Source organism: Halalkalibacter alkaliphilus, assembly GCF_023555415.1.
In the GTDB taxonomy this organism is placed as follows: domain Bacteria; phylum Bacillota; class Bacilli; order Bacillales; family Bacillaceae_D; genus Halalkalibacter; species Halalkalibacter alkaliphilus.
Genome location: NZ_JAKRYL010000006.1, coordinates 129,039 through 144,994, shown reverse-complemented (window position 1 = coordinate 144,994; position 15,956 = coordinate 129,039). Strand labels below are relative to the sequence as shown.

The window sequence follows — 15,956 nt, the reverse complement described above, 5'->3', positions numbered from 1 at the left end:
AGAAAAAGTGGAAAAATGAAGCCGACGAAATTAAACAAGGTGGCGCGCCCAAATACCACAGGATGAATGAAGCAAAGGGGAAGTTATTTGTCCGAGACAGACTAAAACTTCTACTTGATAATGGAACGGAGCTTGAAGATGGTTTATTTGCTAATCACAAAGTACCAGGTTTACCAGCAGATGGTGTTATTACAGGGATAGGACAAATTAATGGTCAAACGGTATGCGTGATGGCAAACGATTCAACGGTGAAAGCCGGTTCATGGGGAGCGAGAACGGTTGAGAAAATAATTCGAATTCAAGAAACAGCAGAAAAGCTTCATGTGCCGATGTTGTACTTAGTCGATTCTGCTGGAGCACGCATTACAGACCAAGTGGAAATGTTCCCTGGAAGGAGGGGAGCAGGGCGAATCTTTTATAATCAAGTGAAGTTATCTGGAAGAGTCCCTCAATTATGTTTGTTATTTGGTCCATCAGCAGCAGGAGGAGCATACATTCCAGCCTTTTGTGATACGGTGATAATGGTAGATGGCAATGCTTCTATGTACCTCGGCTCTCCGCGTATGGCTGAAATGGTCATTGGAGAGCGGGTATCCCTTGAGGAAATGGGTGGAGCGAAAATGCATTGTTCTGTTTCGGGCTGCGGAGATATCCTAGCTGCTTCAGAGCAAGAAGCCATTACATTAGCAAGAGACTATTTGAGTTATTTCCCTCCAAGTTATAAAGAAGCTTCCAACATAACAAAGACAAAAGAAGCGAAAGCATTTGAGAAAAGCATTGATGACATTATTCCAGCTAATCAAAATGCCCCTTTTAATATGTACGATTTAATTAACAGAATTATTGACGAGGGTACATTTTTCGAAATAAAAAAGCTATTTGCTCCTGAATTAATTACGGGCTTTGCAAGGTTAGATGGACGTGTAATAGGGATCGTCGCCAACCAGCCAAAGGCAAAAGGAGGCGTTCTATTCCATGACTCAGCTGATAAAGCTGCGAAATTTATTTCACTGTGTGACGCGTACCATATCCCACTGTTATTTTTGGCTGATATTCCTGGATTTATGATAGGAACAAAAGTCGAAAGAGCTGGTATTATTCGTCATGGTGCCAAAATGATTGCAGCAATGTCAGAAGCAACTGTTCCGAAAATCTCAATTATCGTTCGAAAGGCATATGGAGCTGGTTTGTATGCAATGGCGGGCCCCGCTTTTGAACCAGACTGTTGTTTAGCGCTTCCGCAAGCGCAAATTGCCGTAATGGGACCAGAGGCAGCGGTAAATGCTGTGTATGCGAACAAAATAAAGGAGCTTAAAGAAGAAGAACGTGAATCGTTTATTCAGCAAAAGCGTGAAGAATATAAAGCAGATATTGATGTTTTCCGGTTAGCTTCTGAGCTAGTTATCGATGGCATTGTACAAGGTAATGATCTACGTGAAGAGTTAATGAAACGTTTCAATGCATACTCAACAAAGCAAATACAATTTAGTGATCGAAAACATCCTGTTTATCCTGTCTAATGAATTGCTTCCAAACATCATGTAGCTCATTCATTTTGGTGGGTCTTAATGAACTTATCAGGGGATGTCTCAAAAGGTCTTTTTTGATTTTTTTGAGTCACCCCCTTCTTAATAGTGTTAATATTATTTTCCATAAATTATCAATGTTTTTTTTACATATCTATATCGAAAATAACCACACTATAAGTACACAAGGAGGTGAGACACATGGCAAGTAACAACAACAGCAATTCAAACCAATTGCTTGTACCTGGTGTACAACAAGCACTTGACCAAATGAAGTATGAAATTGCTTCTGAATTCGGTGTTAACCTTGGAGCAGACTCTACATCTCGTGCGAACGGGTCTGTAGGTGGAGAGATTACTAAACGCCTAGTTCAAATGGCTGAACAACAAATGGGTGGAACACAACAATAATAAGATTATGGATTAGAAGGGGTGAGTTCGCTCACCTCTTCTTTGTATACAAGGAGATAAAACGATGGGTATGTGTCCTGTTTGTAATGGAATGACTACTTTAGAAATACGATGTACACAATGTCAAGAACAACAAATTGATTACGGGAGAATTATGGATTATTACGAAAAATACGACGCTTATTTGCCAATAGATTTAACTAAAAGAAGCAATGGGGTTGCCACTGATTTAAAAGAAGAACAGTGCCCGCATTATTTAGAGTGCAGCCATTGTGGAATTGCAACGGTACACCTTGTTAGTGAACAATAGGTCTTTTCTCCAAGTACATGGAACAATAGAAAAAGTCGGGAGTGTCTTATCATCTTAGACACTCCCGACTTTAAAATTAAGATTTAGCTGGAGGATCTTCTTGTTCTAAGTCACCACGAGACTCTTCGATAATTCCAGATTGGCGACCGTGAGTTGTGCCCCCACCAAGACCTTCATTTATCATTCGATCAACATCGACGAATTTTTTATCGCGGCCTTCATAATTTGAACCTTTGTCTTTTCCCATATGACCACTCCTTTACCTATTAGAATGTGGTGAGTGGCCAAATTTTATACGTTAGTGTTGTTCATACACATGATAAAGCATTAAGTCATGAACATACGGTTCAAGCTTTTCTTTCTTCTGAGAGGAAACATTAGAGTCCCCCCACTTAATGGAGCCATTCTTATAATAAATACCGCTCATATATTGCCCCTCATGAAAGAATGAAAACGCCCACTCGCGACGTAAAAGGTTATTACGTAATTCTTTCCACTGAAAATGTACTAACAAAGTTACCTCCCTCATTTCACTAAAAGCGCTTTCTTATACTATAGCACCTGAAAGCTAATGGGTGTTATACGAAGCTGCGAAAAAGCACTCTTTTTTCAGTACCATCTGTTAGGCAAAGTCAGAGAAACCCCTGTTATGCTTCTTTTTCAGTAATGTCATCTGTGTGCCAATGTCCCCCTCCAAACCAAAGGTAAATTTGATCCTTGTCTCCTCTTAAATAAGCAAAACAAACAAGTCCAGCTTGAAGAGCATACTTTATTTTTTGTTTGTCATCATAACGAATTTTTGTATAGCAGACCCCTAGATCGTTGATCAGGGAAGTGAAAAGATTGATTTGAATTTCAGTTTGTGAATAATTAGGAGCAATAATAAATGCAGAATGTGTTGTCCCATAATCGGAAACGGCCGCGACTGCAATGATTTTTCCGTCCCAAAGAGCTAACTTAATACAAGTACCAGGCTGGTGTAAATGGTGTTTTTTTAATTTGAAAAGCCAGGAATAACAAGAGCTCACCTCATCTTTATCGTGACGTTTAACAAAGTTCAAGATTGGTCTGCGGTATTGCTCCCATTGGCGACTCCTTAGCGAAATAATCTTCATTTAAAGGACCTCCTTTGATTAGTGAGGGAGAACTTTATAATATAAAGGGTTCGCATTCAATAACTAGCGAGGGAGTATTGTCGTATCGTATACTATGTGATAGGTGCCTATTTGGTGAATGGAAAAGGAGTGTTATCAATTTGCAAACAATGTTGTTAATTGCTTTTATGGTAATAATTGGTGCTGTTATAGGCGGCTTAACCAATTCACTTGCTATAAAAATGTTATTTCGGCCATATAAAGAAGTGAGAATTCGGTCTTGGCGTGTTCCTTTTACTCCTGGATTGATACCAAAAAGACACGATGAACTCGCTAAGCAACTCGGAAAAATGGTCGTTGATTATTTGCTTACAGCTGAAGGTCTTGGGAAAAAGTTGAAAAGCAAGGCTTTTTCTTCAGGAATGATTAGTTGGTTACAAGTGGAAGCACAAAAAATAATGAGAAGTAATGAAAGTATTAAGACTGTCTTTGAACAACGTTTTGGCGGTACAGACCTAAAGGATCGTCTATTAAACAAAACGGAAGTGATAGTTAAGCAGGGCTATAGTCAATTTATTCAACAAAACCGCAATGAATCATTAGAAAAATTAATTCCGTCCTCATTGCAAAATAAAATGGAAGAACAACTTCCAACTGTTACTAATTATATTCTTGAAAGGGGACAATCATTCCTTCAAAGCCCAGAGGGAAAAGAAAGACTAAGTGTGATGATTGACCGCTTCTTAATTCAAAAGGGGACATTAGGGAATATGATTTCTATGTTTCTCGGTAATGAACGATTAGTTGACAAAGTACAGCCAGAGCTTTTGAAGTTTTTAAAAGATGAGGGGACACAGGCTCTCTTGGAACAGTTATTAAGGCAAGAGTGGCTGAAAGTGAAGCAGAAAAAACTTGAAGATGTAGAAGGTTTCTTAAATGAAAAGGAAATTGTCTCGTTTATTACACGAACGATAGAAACACAAGTGCCTTTATTTTCTATGATAGAACAGCCAATGAATGAGTGGACAGGTGCTTATGAGGAGTATGTCGAAACAACAATCATTCCAAAAGGTGTAGAAGTGATTTTGGATATGCTTAGTACTCATTTGGAAACATTGCTCGAACGCTTCCACCTTGATGATATTGTTCGTGAACAAGTACAAACGTTTTCAGTTGAACGTTTAGAGGAGCTTGTACTATCCATTTCCAAGCGAGAATTTAAAATGATTACGTATCTTGGGGCAGTCCTTGGGGGCTTGATTGGTTTCATACAGGGTTTCATTATTTTGCTTTTAGGGTAATAAACTAGGTAAATCGACATTTTTTGTACAAAATAAGCTCGATGGGATGAAATGCTATAGCGAAAATGTTATAGTCGGTAGGACTATTATTTTGAGGAGGACATACATAATGTCAAATGTTTATGATAAGGCCCACGAATTAAAGAAGACACTTGCTGAAAGTGAAGAGTTTACAGCACTTAAATCATTGCATGAACAAATTGCTGCTGATGATATTGCAAAAAGAATGTTAGATAACTTCCGTAAGCTTCAACTTGAACTTCAACAAAAGCAAATGCAAGGAGTTCAAATCACGGAAGAAGAGGCTCAGCAAGCACAGCAGCAATTTGAGCTTGTTCAACAACACGAGCTGATCTCTAAGCTAATGGAAGCAGAGCAACGTTTAAGTGTAATCATTGGAGATGTAAACAAGATTATTACAGAACCTTTAGAGGAAATCTACGGAAATCCTGATCAACAATAAATATGATAATGAGTTTGGGGTTGTTCCAAAGGTCAAAGACCTTTTGGAACAACCCTTTTTCTTTGACGGCACTGAAAAAAAGACTAACAAAACGGGTTCAATTTTGGGAGGGGAAACGCTAATTCACAATATTTAACGGCGAATTTGGTATTCTAATCAGAAACGAATTAACATTACAAATAGCATATAAAAACGCACTAGTTAAAAGTTTATTGAAAGTACCAGTGCGTTTTTGCTCGTATTTTCTTTTCAACTAATGCTTCCGTTACTTGAAGATGCTGTTGTATCAACAAGAATAATTTATATTGGTTTGTATGAAGTATTTTTTTCATGTTTTTTTGTCTATTTGTGTCTTCATCGTCTTTATGAAGGCTCATTCCCATGCTTTTTTGTCTATTTGGGTCTTCATCGTCTTTATGAAGGCTCATTCCCATACTTTTTTGCCTATTTGGGTCTTCATCGTCTTTATGAAGGCTCATTCCCATGCTTTTTTGTCTGTTTGGGTCTTCATCAGCTTTATGAAGACTCATTCCCATACTTTTTTGCCTATTTGTGTCTTCATCGTCTTTATGAAGGCTCATTCCCATGCTTTTTTGTCTGTTTGGGTCTTCATCAGCTTTATGAAGACCTTTTCCTAAAACGTTTAATTACCAAAGAAAACAGGCGTACCAAATCATTGCGAATTGGTACGCTATGTCTATTGTTACTTTTCTAAAACTAAAACCGTTATTCTTTTTTTGTGCCCTCTTTATTTGGATACCTTTTTCTTAACAATCATTGCAATGTGAATAACGAAACCAGTTAAAAGGCCCATACAAGCTGAGCCAAGTATGGTCATGAGAATTGCTTGTAAGGTTTGCCCATATAATTGTGAAGCAGAAAGTAGTAAGAAAAAGACAACAGGTAATAAATAGTAAGATGCAACTTTTTTCATAAGACCCCTCTTAAAATATTTTCTTTTAACAGTAAGTAAGTATAAATAGAAATATAATTCGCTTTTTATGCAGTAATTAAAGTATAGAAAAGATTCGGTACTTCGTCTAGGTTCTAATAAACGAGCTATCTTCATAGTCTTACTTATAAAGAGCAAGCCATTTATTGTTGCTCAAAGCATAGGGACAACATGAAGAAGGGGGACTTACGACAATGACTTATAAACTGCTAGCCCTGAACATCGATGGAACCATATTAAGGTCAAATTCTAAAATTACGAAACAAACCAAGGATGCAATTCAGTATGTTAAGGAAAAAGGAGTGTATGTGACTCTTGCGACGTCAAGACCATACCCATCTGCGAAAAAGATTGCAAAAGCATTGAAAGTAGATGGGTGTCTTATTACAAGTGATGGAGCATTTATTGCTCAAAATGCAGATGAACCTATTTTTGTACGAAGAATACAAGAAGAGAAAGCTCTACAAGTTGTGGATATTTTAGAGAGGTATGATTGTCACATACGAGTGTTACATGAAGATTTCTCGATCGGTAATAAAGTGAAACAGAGGAATCATTTGATAGCAAAAATGACTATTGGGGTAGGGGATCCATTATTTTATCCTATTCGATTCGTAGACTCTGTTTGTGAACAGCTTATGCAAGAGCCAATGGCTCCTCCAAAAATTCAAGTTCAGTTCTTCGAAAAAGAGGATCAAAAGCGAGCTATTAGGCAGATTGAAGAAATGTCTGCTGGAGTTAGAGTGCTTGAATCGGCTCCGGGTAGGTTTGAGATTGTAAGCGCAGGAGTTTCTAAGGCAAGAGGATTACAAACATTAGGCCAGTACCTAGGAATAAGAGCCGATGAAATGGTAGCTGTTGGATCACAAAATACTGATGTTGATATGGTTAATCAAGTAGGTTTAGGTGTGGCGATGGGAAATGCAACTGATTCAGTTAAAGAAGTGGCAGATTGGTTGACTCGTTCAAATGAACAAAATGGGGTTTCCTACATGATTCGGGAAGTATTTCGCAAACAATTGAGAGTGCAATTATAAAATTCTTTTATGTCTACGGGCTTTCTCAAAGGTCAAGAACGGACCTTTTGAGAAAGCCTCTTTTTTATTTTTTAACAGTTCATACAAGGAAACTGTAATAATAGAATTATTTTTATTGACTTGTAGCTAGAAAAGAATAATATATTATAAGGTAGTTCACATTTGTAAAAAAATGTTTTTTAGTGAGAGGAGTAATCGAAATTGGCTGCTAAGGTAAAAGCCGTATTTATTAGACTGAGATTTTTTTTGATAGCTGTCTTTTTTTTATGTTTAAAAACGTATGCACTTTATAAATTGGGCTTTCAAATTCAAACTGATAATCTCCTACAAGAAATACTTTTATTAATGAATCCAATAAGTTCAGCAGTACTCTTAATTGGTATCAGTTTTCTGTTTAGCGGGAAAACAAGAAATCTATTGGTAGTAATATTAAGTTTCATAGGTACATGTATTTTATATTTTAACCTTTTATATTTTCGTTTTTTTAATGACTTTCTTACATGGCCTGTATTGTTTCAAACTAGTAATGCACAGGATGTACAAGGAAGTATCACAGAATTAGTTAGGTGGGGAGATTTAATCCTACTATTAGATATTCTAGTGCTTCTTTTTATTGTGATTAAAAAAGTGGTTCCGTTACAGGTAAGGGGGAAGAGAGAGCCTGTCCTTTTGCTAGGCGTAACAGCACTTTTATTCACCCTAAATATTAGTGTTGCTCAACTGGAAAGACCTCAATTACTAACAAGGGCATTTGACAGAGAGATGTTAGTGAAGAACATTGGGATTATGAATTATCATTTATACGATATTTATGTTCAATCCCATTCAAAAGCACAGCGAGTATTTGCAGAGAGCTCAGATATTGATGAAGTGATTCGTTACAGAAATGAGAACTATAAGGAACCGAACACTGAATTGTTTGGAATTGCAGAAGGAAAGAACGTTATTGTCTTATCTTTGGAATCTCTTCAAAGTTTTGTTATTAATGAAACGATTGACGGTGAAGAAATTACTCCATTTCTTAATCAATTGATTGAGGAAAGCTACTACTTTGATCAGTTTTATCACCAAACGGCACAAGGGAAAACGTCGGATTCAGAATTCTTAGTTGCGAATTCTTTATTTGGTAGAGAGAGTGGATCTGTATTTTTTACTCATGCAGGAAATGAGTATAATAGTTTACCGGAAATTGTTAATGAAGAGGGTTACTACACTGCTGTCATGCATGCAAATAACAAAAGCTTTTGGAATAGAGATATGATGTATTTGCAATTTGGTTATGACAAATTTTATGATATTGCTTCGTATATTGTTAACGAAGAAAACTCAGTTGGTTGGGGGTTAAAGGATTTAGACTTCTTTGAACAATCGATTGACTTATTAAAAACTCAACCAAAGCCTTATTATACAAAGCTGATCACGTTAACGAATCATTTCCCATTTGAATTAGGAGAAGATGATAAACTGATAAATGAATTCAATTCAAACAGTGGGACATTAAATCGTTATTTTCCTACAGTAAGGTATATGGATTACGCAGTCGAACATTTTTTTGAGAGAGTGAAAGAGGAAGGCATCTACGAAGATTCTATTTTTATTCTATATGGTGATCACTATGGCATCTCTGAGTACCATCATAAAGCGATGAGTTTGTTTTTGGGGAAGGAAAAACTCACTCCATTTGATCACATACAATTACAAAGGGTTCCAATGCTTATTCATATTCCGGGACATGAGCCTAAAGTCAGTCATACGGTATCAGGCCAAATTGATATTAAACCTACAATTATGCATTTACTTGGAATTGATTCTATTGCAGATGTTCAATTTGGATCCGATTTATTTTCTGAAGAACGCCAGTCCTTTACTGTATTACGTGACAGAAGTTTTATTACGGATGAGGTCGTCTATACGAAGGGACTGTGCTACGATAAAGGTAGTGAACTTGAAACTCAGCTAGAGAATTGTGAACCATACTTTGAAAAAGCTAAATTAGATTTAGATCTCTCAGATAAAGTGATTTATGGAGACCTTTTAAGATTTTATCAATAATATAAGTTTATATGTGAGGATTGGTTTTAACTGTCTTTTGTTTAGCTAATAATTTTGTGATAAGATGAACGTAATAGAGGAGGTGGATAAGTTGATTGAAATTGTATCTGATATGACCATGGTATGGGTAACAGTCATCATGACAGTCTTAGTAGTAGCTGCTTTTACTAAAGCTAATGTTTTGATGATTGAATGGGAGCTACGAACGAGTTGGAACAGACAGTATATTCATATGGATGATCAAGCAGATGTAAATTCAAGTCTTATCCAACCATCTTCAAAACAGTATCGACCAAAAATTCCTTCGTTTATTGATCATAAAAATCAAGATGATGAAGACCCTATTCTTGTTGTTTTCTAAATGTAAAAACGAAAACAACAAGGAGGAACTTTTGTGAAAAAAATAGCCATTTTGTTATTATTCTTGGGGATCTTAGTGACAATGACAGCTTGTGGAAGTGTAGAGCATGTTCCGATAACAGCGGAGACTGAAGGTATATGGAACCATTTTTTCGTATATCCAATGTCATGGCTACTTATTTATGTTGCTGAGTTATTTAATGGAAGCTATGGTTTAGCAATTGTATTAGTGACGATTGTAGTCAGGTTGTCTTTGCTCCCGTTAGTATTGAAACAACAAAAAAGTACTAGAGCTTTACAAACTCTACGTCCCGAGATGGAAAAATTACAAAATAAGTATAAAGAGGCTACGAAGAAAGACCCGAAAAAACAGCAAGAGATGCAGAAGGAATTATTCTCTCTTTACCAACAACATGGTGTTAATCCTATGGCTGGTTGTCTTCCTTTATTTGTTCAACTACCAGTCATGATGGCATTTTATTTCGCGATTATGAGGACAGAACAAATCGCCCTTCATACGTTTTTATGGTTTGATTTAGGGAATCCTGATCCTTTGTACTTGTTACCTCTAATTGCAGGTGCTACGACATTTATGCAGGTGAGAATGACTGCGGCACAGTTAAATGATCAGATGAAGATGATGATGTATATTATGCCAGTTATGATTATTGTAGCAGGTATGACACTGCCATCAGCGCTTTCATTGTATTGGGTGGTAGGGAATATTTTCATGATTGTTCAAACATATTTTACTGTAACTCGTTTTGAACAACAAACTGCTCAAGTAAGCAAAACGTAAATAACTATTTAAAGCATAGCGATCGCCGCTATGCTTTTTTATATGAAAAGAGAAAAGAGGTAGAGCCAATCAGCATTCACCCAAACTTTCTTTTCTGAATAGGCTATAATTGAAAAGGAGGAGATGAAATGAGTCACCACCAAAATATGAAAATGCAGTGTCAAAACTACTTACATCAGCCAGTTCAATTGCAAGTCAGTGGCCAACATGGATATTCTGGGATTATTGAGCATGTAGATGATCACAACGTCTATGTTATGGTTCCTGTTGATGAAACAGGACAGTATATGGATTTGGCACAATTGATGCAAGGGACAGATGTTCAATCGATGTATCCGTCTGGTCAGGAGTATGATCATGCGTATGCCCATCATCCACAAGAGCCAATGGCTAGACAGGAAAGAAATGAAAGGTATTATCCAGCAGGTTTCTATTCTCCATACCCATACTATTCTCCATACCCATACTATTCTCCATACCCATACTATTCTCCATATCCATATTACCCCTACCCTTATGGTCCATATCCGCGTCCTCTAGGGTGGAATCGTTTAATCTTACCACTTGCTGCTTTAACAGCTATTGCAACGCTAGTGTAATCACACTGTTGAAATAACTAATTTATATTGCGTGTTTTAATAAGCAATCAACGTCATTAGAGGCTTGGTTGCTTTTTGTCGTATTCAATTTATTTTCGTCAGTTTTACCCGGGAAATAGCGAAATGAGGAAATGTTTCCCGAAAAGTATCTAAACTTGCTTGATTATGAGAAAAAGTGTAATTATGTTTGATAGTAGCGGTTCTTATACCTGAAACTCGTTTCATCGATTAAAATAAGATACAATATAAAATAGATTGTATTTAGAGTGTTTTATAAGGAGGAAACAGATATGGGTGAATATCTTGTCTATTTAGTTGAAGATGAAGAGAATTTGTCTGAGGTGTTAAAAGCCTATTTAGAGAAAGAAGGTTGGAATGTTAAAGTCTTTAATGATGGTGATGCAGCTCGTGATGCTATTATGGACAAACCTCATTTATGGATTCTTGATATAATGTTACCAGGAACAGATGGTTATCAATTATTGAAGGCAGTTAAAGAGGAAACGGATACGCCAGTTATATTTATTTCAGCAAGGGATCAAGATTTGGATCGAGTATTAGGGCTTGAAATGGGGAGTGATGATTATTTAGCGAAACCTTTCTTACCACAAGAATTGATTATACGAGCAAAGAAATTACTAAATAGAGTGTACGGGGTTTCAACACAAGAACAAAAGAAAATTGAATTAAATCAATATACTATTGATCCAATTGGACGAACAGTTGTTGATGAAGAGGCAGAAGGAGAGCAATTGGTTGATCTGACCACAAAAGAAATGGATTTAATTTTGCTTCTTACAGGGGAAGTAGGAAAGGCTTTTTCAAGGGAGAAAATAATTGAATATGTTTGGGGCGAGAATTATTTCGGGTCTGAGCGTGCAGTTGATGATGTGGTAAGACGAGTACGTAAAAAAATGCCTAGGGTTCATCTCGAAACGTTGTATGGTTACGGTTATAGGATCTTGTCTTCATGATTAAAGTTAATTTAACGCAGCGCATCTGGCTCGCGTTTATATCGATCATTGTTATCGTCGTTCTATCCATTATAATTATATACCCGATCTCCATTAAAGGGACGATGACTGAAGAAACGTACCGAATCATTGAACATGAACAAATCAGAAGTGCATACCCATTACTTGATTTAATTAACCCTAGGAATGAACATGAGTTTACAGATCGAGACCCAGGAAGGGTAGGACACTTTTTAATATATGATACATTAGGACGTGCGACAGAGGGAGCTCCTCCACCAAAAGAAGTACTTCAGGAAATGGCCCAAAATGCCTATAAACAAGAAGCTAACCGTGGTCGTTATGAGATTCAATATGGTGGTGCAACCGTTTTCTATGTTATTACTAAAGCGCAAATTGATGAACGTCCGGCCTTTCATATCTCCTATATGTGGGATACGTATCGCGATCAAATGGTCAACCGACTCTGGGAGAGGTTGCTTTATATACTCCTTTTGACAAGTTGTTTAAGTTTAATTCCTGCTATTTGGTTAAAGCATTATTTACGCCAACCACTCATTATTTTGGGCAATCATTTAGAACTTATAGCAAATCGTGATTGGCAAGAACCATTGAAGTGGAAAGGTGATGAAGATTTCCAAAGGTTGTCAGATCAATTTGAACGAATGCGTCAAAACTTAAATCTATATGATCGTGCACAGAAAACATTTATTCAACATGCTTCACATGAACTAAAAACACCAATAATGGTTATTAAAAGTTATGCTCATTCCGTTAAGGACGGCATTTTGCCTAAAAATAACATGGAACAAACAATGGATGTAATTATTGAGGAAGCGAATAGGATGGAACGTCGCGTCATTGATATGTTATATTACACTAAATTAGATTCGTTAAAGGAAGAAAGTCCAAAGCATGAAGAGATTATATTTGGACAAATCGCTTTTCAAATAGAAGAAAGGTTCCGTGTGCAAAGGGAAGACGTCAAAATATTAGTCGAAGGTGCTGAAACACGTTTCTCAGGAGATATTGAACAACTTGAAGTTCTATTAGAAAATTTAGTAGAAAATGCGCTCAGGTATGCGAAAGATACCATATGGATGAAAGCTTCCTTAAAAGAAGAGCAGGTACTTATTACAGTAGAGAATAACGGTGATTCGATTCCGACTCAAGATTTACCACAACTTTTTAACCCATTTTACAAGGGGAATAAAGGGAAGTTTGGACTGGGTCTTGCGATTGTAAAAAGAATTACTGAATTACATGGTGGTTCGCCTAAAGTCGAAAATACAAAATCAGGGGTGAGATTTTCCATTTCTTTCCCAAGGAATCCAATGAAAAAGAAGCAGAAGAAATAGAGCTGTCTTATAGTCAGGAATTAGGGGTTATCCGAAAATAGATCATTTTGGATAACCCCTATTCTATAAGAAAGACAATGAAAATATGTGCTATACTAATAGAATATCGAATATTGTAGCTGAGGTGAATGAAGATGAGTAAGGGAATACGATTTCAAAAAGTTGGAGATCGAGTAGAAACGTATTACTTAATAAAATCAGCAGTAAAAGGGGTAGCGAGCAATGGGAAACCTTTTTTAACTTTGATTTTGAGTGATCAAACAGGGGATATTGAAGCAAAGTTATGGGGATGTTCGCCTGATGATGAAGCCGCTTTTTGTAGTCAAGTGATCGTTCACCTTCATGGAGAAGTGTCAGAATATCGTGGAAGATTGCAAATGAAGATAAATAGTATCCGTCCAACGACAGCTATGGATCAAGTAAACATCGCTGACTTCGTTAGATCTGCTCCTTTGGCACCTGCAGATATGCTTGAAGAAATAACACAATGTATCTTTGAAATGAAGAATCCTAATATACAACGTATTACTCGTCATTTATTAAAGAAACATCAGCAAGCCTTTTTAGAAGTACCGGCGGCTACAAAAAATCATCATGAATTTGTATCCGGATTAGCGTACCACGTTGTATCAATGCTAAAAGTAGCAAAAAGCCTCTCTGAGTTATATCCGACTCTTGATACAGACCTTTTATATGCCGGGGTTATTTTACATGATCTTGGGAAGGTTAGAGAGCTTTCTGGTCCAGTCGATACATCCTATACATTAGAAGGAAAGTTAATTGGCCATATTTCCATTATGGTTAGTGAAATTGCAGAGGCTGCAAAAGAGTTGGCTATAGAAGGGGAAGAAGTGCTAATTCTTCAGCATTTAATTTTATCACATCACGGAAAAGGTGAATGGGGAAGTCCAAAAGTACCTGTCATTCGAGAAGCAGAAGTCCTACACATGATCGATAATATTGATGCAAAGATGAATATGATGGATCGTGCATTAGAGCGTGTTCAACCAGGCGAATATTCAGAGCGTGTCATGGCTTTGGATAACAGAAGTTTCTACAAACCTAGCTTTCATGAACCGCCTTTAGATTTTTAGTTCTAACCACGAATGCTTGTACATAAGCTATAGTAAATGGTACAAAGCATGGAGGGGTAAATATGAAAAATAAACCGAGTAAACGATATGCATTCATTCTACTAGCCATCCTTGCAGTTGGGTTTATCCTTACCCAAACAGCAGTTGGGGCCTTTCTCTTATCAAGTCCTTGGTGGGTTTATTTTGTAGTAGCTGGGATTATCTTAAGTGGGTATCTTGCAGTGAAATATTCAATTGAAGACAAACGTACCGAACAAGAATGGATTGAAAACGAAGGGAATATTTATATGAAGCGTCTTGAAGAAGAACGGGAGCGTCGTAGAATAAGTAAAGGCTAGCTAGAGAAAACAGACAGAGAACCAAGTTGACGGTTACTCTGTCTGTTTTTTTTCTAGATTAGAAAAGACCGCATGCGCGGTTTTTCTTATTAGCAAACGTATGCTGCACCTACAATAATAAGTAGAATGAACAACACTACAAGCAATGTGAAGCCAGTGTGATAACCTGGTTTTACAGTTCCTGACATGGTGAAACATCCTTTCTTTGGTTAATTAGGGTCCCCTAGTTTTAGCCTATGCATAGGCTATTGTTTTGCTCTAGGCATGAGCGGAATTTATAAAAAAGGAGGAAGCCCCAAAAGGTTTTTGACCTTTTGAAACTCCCTCAGTGACCTTTAAGACGCCTTTATCCAGTTACTCCGCAGCTTCACTGCCAAATAAGTTAGAAAAACGTGGATCTTTTATATCGATATTGGCATTTTCAATTAGTTCAGCCATTACTTCATCTTGTGACTTAGACTGTTGTTGAATCAAGATTTGCTCAATTTCTTCAATGAAATCCTCGAACTCGTCTCTTTGGTCTGTCACTTTAATAATGTGGAAACCAAAGTCCGATTCAACAGGCTCACTAACTTCGCCAATTTCTAATGAAAAGGCCGCATCTTCAAATGGTTCCACCATTTGGCCTCGTCCAAAGAAATCTAAGTCGCCTCCGCGAGCGCCTGAACCTGGATCAGTAGAGTATTCTCTAGCAAGATCAGCAAAGTCTTCTCCTGCTTCAATTCGTTCAATTAATTCATTTGCAGTTTCTTCATCTTCAACTAAAATGTGGCTAGCACGTACTTGTTCAGCAAATTGGTCTTCATTTTCTTCATAAAATGCTCTAATGTCTTCCTCAGTTACGTCAATGCCTTCTGTAGCTAGTTTTTGCAATACTAATGGTGGAAGAAGGTATTCATTTACAAAGTCATCTAGAGACTCTACATCTAGGTTAAATTGGTTTTGAAGAGCATCTACAATTCCTTCATCATCTTCAATATCATAAGCAGTACGAAACTCGTTTCGTAACATATCTAATTCCTCTTCAATTTCTTCCTCAGGAATTTCAACCGTTTCAATAGCTTGATCAAGGACATGATTTCTAATCATTTCCTGCAAGATTGCGTCTCCATGTCTTGTTTTTAACTCATCCACAAATTGTGCTTCAGTAATTTCTGTTCCATCAACAATAGCAACTGGTGTATTATCTGCAGCTGTATCCTCATTATTACAAGCAGCTAAAGTGATAATACAGGCTACCCCGATAGCGGTCAACATTCGTTTTTTCATTGTTCTCTCACTCCTTGGG

Annotated in this window: 21 protein-coding genes; 14 read left to right on the top strand and 7 right to left on the bottom strand. The window is 37.0% G+C overall.

Annotated features, from left to right (window positions below):
• Nucleotides 1–62: 62 nt before the first annotated feature.
• The 3 genes from MF646_RS07800 to MF646_RS07790 all read left to right on the top strand — a co-directional run bounded on the left by MF646_RS07800 (nt 63) and on the right by MF646_RS07790 (nt 2,247).
• The gene (locus MF646_RS07800; RefSeq protein WP_250095990.1) at nt 63–1,520 is read left to right on the top strand and encodes an acyl-CoA carboxylase subunit beta; all 1,458 of its coding nucleotides are present in this window, start codon (nt 63–65) and stop codon (nt 1,518–1,520) included.
• 207 nt (nt 1,521–1,727) lie between these two features.
• Nucleotides 1,728–1,937, top strand: a complete 210-nt coding sequence (locus MF646_RS07795; RefSeq protein WP_034631054.1) for an alpha/beta-type small acid-soluble spore protein — start codon at nt 1,728–1,730, stop codon at nt 1,935–1,937.
• A 64-nt stretch (nt 1,938–2,001) separates the two neighbouring features.
• Nucleotides 2,002–2,247: a hypothetical protein gene (locus MF646_RS07790; RefSeq protein ID WP_250095927.1), complete on the top strand. Its 246-nt coding sequence runs from the start codon at nt 2,002–2,004 to the stop codon at nt 2,245–2,247.
• 76 nt (nt 2,248–2,323) lie between these two features.
• Here the strand turns inward: MF646_RS07790 and MF646_RS07785 are convergent, their stop codons facing one another.
• From MF646_RS07785 to MF646_RS07775, 3 genes are all read right to left on the bottom strand, one after another.
• Nucleotides 2,324–2,494: a hypothetical protein gene (locus MF646_RS07785; protein WP_250095926.1), complete on the bottom strand. Its 171-nt coding sequence runs from the start codon at nt 2,492–2,494 to the stop codon at nt 2,324–2,326.
• 51 nt (nt 2,495–2,545) lie between these two features.
• Nucleotides 2,546–2,761: a YheE family protein gene (locus MF646_RS07780; RefSeq protein WP_250095925.1), complete on the bottom strand. Its 216-nt coding sequence runs from the start codon at nt 2,759–2,761 to the stop codon at nt 2,546–2,548.
• 133 nt (nt 2,762–2,894) lie between these two features.
• The gene (locus MF646_RS07775; protein ID WP_250095924.1) at nt 2,895–3,362 is read right to left on the bottom strand and encodes a hypothetical protein; all 468 of its coding nucleotides are present in this window, start codon (nt 3,360–3,362) and stop codon (nt 2,895–2,897) included.
• 149 nt (nt 3,363–3,511) lie between these two features.
• Here MF646_RS07775 and MF646_RS07770 point away from each other — a divergent pair, with 149 nt between their 5' ends.
• The gene (locus MF646_RS07770; RefSeq protein ID WP_250095989.1) at nt 3,512–4,642 is read left to right on the top strand and encodes a DUF445 domain-containing protein; all 1,131 of its coding nucleotides are present in this window, start codon (nt 3,512–3,514) and stop codon (nt 4,640–4,642) included.
• A gap of 109 nt (nt 4,643–4,751) precedes the next feature.
• Nucleotides 4,752–5,105 (top strand): YlbF/YmcA family competence regulator, encoded by a 354-nt coding sequence (locus MF646_RS07765; protein WP_250095923.1) that lies wholly within the window; start codon nt 4,752–4,754, stop codon nt 5,103–5,105.
• Nucleotides 5,106–5,314: 209 nt separating this feature from the next.
• Here the strand turns inward: MF646_RS07765 and MF646_RS07760 are convergent, their stop codons facing one another.
• Together MF646_RS07760 and MF646_RS07755 are read right to left on the bottom strand one after the other, a co-directional pair.
• Nucleotides 5,315–5,686 carry a hypothetical protein gene (locus tag MF646_RS07760; RefSeq protein ID WP_250095922.1) on the bottom strand — a complete coding sequence of 124 codons (372 nt, stop codon included), beginning with the start codon at nt 5,684–5,686 and terminating at the stop codon, nt 5,315–5,317.
• A 167-nt stretch (nt 5,687–5,853) separates the two neighbouring features.
• Nucleotides 5,854–6,039, bottom strand: coding sequence for a hypothetical protein (locus MF646_RS07755; RefSeq protein WP_250095921.1), 186 nt, complete (start codon nt 6,037–6,039; stop codon nt 5,854–5,856).
• A gap of 212 nt (nt 6,040–6,251) precedes the next feature.
• Between MF646_RS07755 and MF646_RS07750 the strand changes: the two genes are divergently transcribed.
• The 9 genes from MF646_RS07750 (at nt 6,252) to MF646_RS07710 (ending at nt 14,668) form a co-directional block, all read left to right on the top strand.
• Entirely contained in the window at nt 6,252–7,094 is an 843-nt protein-coding gene (locus MF646_RS07750; RefSeq protein WP_250095920.1) for a Cof-type HAD-IIB family hydrolase, read from the top strand.
• Between the two features lie 201 nt (nt 7,095–7,295).
• On the top strand, nt 7,296–9,146 hold the full coding sequence (locus tag MF646_RS07745; RefSeq protein ID WP_250095919.1) for an LTA synthase family protein: 1,851 nt from the start codon (nt 7,296–7,298) through the stop codon (nt 9,144–9,146).
• A 91-nt stretch (nt 9,147–9,237) separates the two neighbouring features.
• A complete protein-coding gene (locus MF646_RS07740) occupies nt 9,238–9,507 on the top strand; it encodes a hypothetical protein (protein WP_250095918.1) in 270 nt (89 codons plus the stop codon).
• Nucleotides 9,508–9,588: 81 nt separating this feature from the next.
• Nucleotides 9,589–10,305: a membrane protein insertase YidC gene (yidC, locus tag MF646_RS07735; protein WP_275980243.1), complete on the top strand. Its 717-nt coding sequence runs from the start codon at nt 9,589–9,591 to the stop codon at nt 10,303–10,305.
• Nucleotides 10,306–10,433: 128 nt separating this feature from the next.
• Nucleotides 10,434–10,904, top strand: a complete 471-nt coding sequence (locus tag MF646_RS07730; protein WP_250095916.1) for a hypothetical protein — start codon at nt 10,434–10,436, stop codon at nt 10,902–10,904.
• Between the two features lie 290 nt (nt 10,905–11,194).
• Nucleotides 11,195–11,878: a response regulator transcription factor gene (locus tag MF646_RS07725; protein ID WP_250095915.1), complete on the top strand. Its 684-nt coding sequence runs from the start codon at nt 11,195–11,197 to the stop codon at nt 11,876–11,878.
• On the top strand, nt 11,875–13,236 hold the full coding sequence (locus tag MF646_RS07720) for a sensor histidine kinase (RefSeq protein WP_250095914.1): 1,362 nt from the start codon (nt 11,875–11,877) through the stop codon (nt 13,234–13,236). Before MF646_RS07725 ends, MF646_RS07720 begins: the two co-directional genes overlap by 4 nt.
• Before the next feature lie 134 nt (nt 13,237–13,370).
• The gene (gene yhaM, locus MF646_RS07715) at nt 13,371–14,330 is read left to right on the top strand and encodes a 3'-5' exoribonuclease YhaM (RefSeq protein ID WP_250095913.1); all 960 of its coding nucleotides are present in this window, start codon (nt 13,371–13,373) and stop codon (nt 14,328–14,330) included.
• Nucleotides 14,331–14,392: 62 nt separating this feature from the next.
• A complete protein-coding gene (locus tag MF646_RS07710) occupies nt 14,393–14,668 on the top strand; it encodes a sporulation YhaL family protein (protein WP_275980238.1) in 276 nt (91 codons plus the stop codon).
• 89 nt (nt 14,669–14,757) lie between these two features.
• On the opposite strand, the gene MF646_RS07705 is transcribed toward MF646_RS07710, so the two are convergent.
• Together MF646_RS07705 and MF646_RS07700 are read right to left on the bottom strand one after the other, a co-directional pair.
• Nucleotides 14,758–14,856, bottom strand: coding sequence for a YjcZ family sporulation protein (locus MF646_RS07705; RefSeq protein ID WP_250095912.1), 99 nt, complete (start codon nt 14,854–14,856; stop codon nt 14,758–14,760).
• A 166-nt stretch (nt 14,857–15,022) separates the two neighbouring features.
• Nucleotides 15,023–15,937: a peptidylprolyl isomerase gene (locus MF646_RS07700; RefSeq protein ID WP_250095911.1), complete on the bottom strand. Its 915-nt coding sequence runs from the start codon at nt 15,935–15,937 to the stop codon at nt 15,023–15,025.
• Nucleotides 15,938–15,956: the final 19 nt, after the last annotated feature.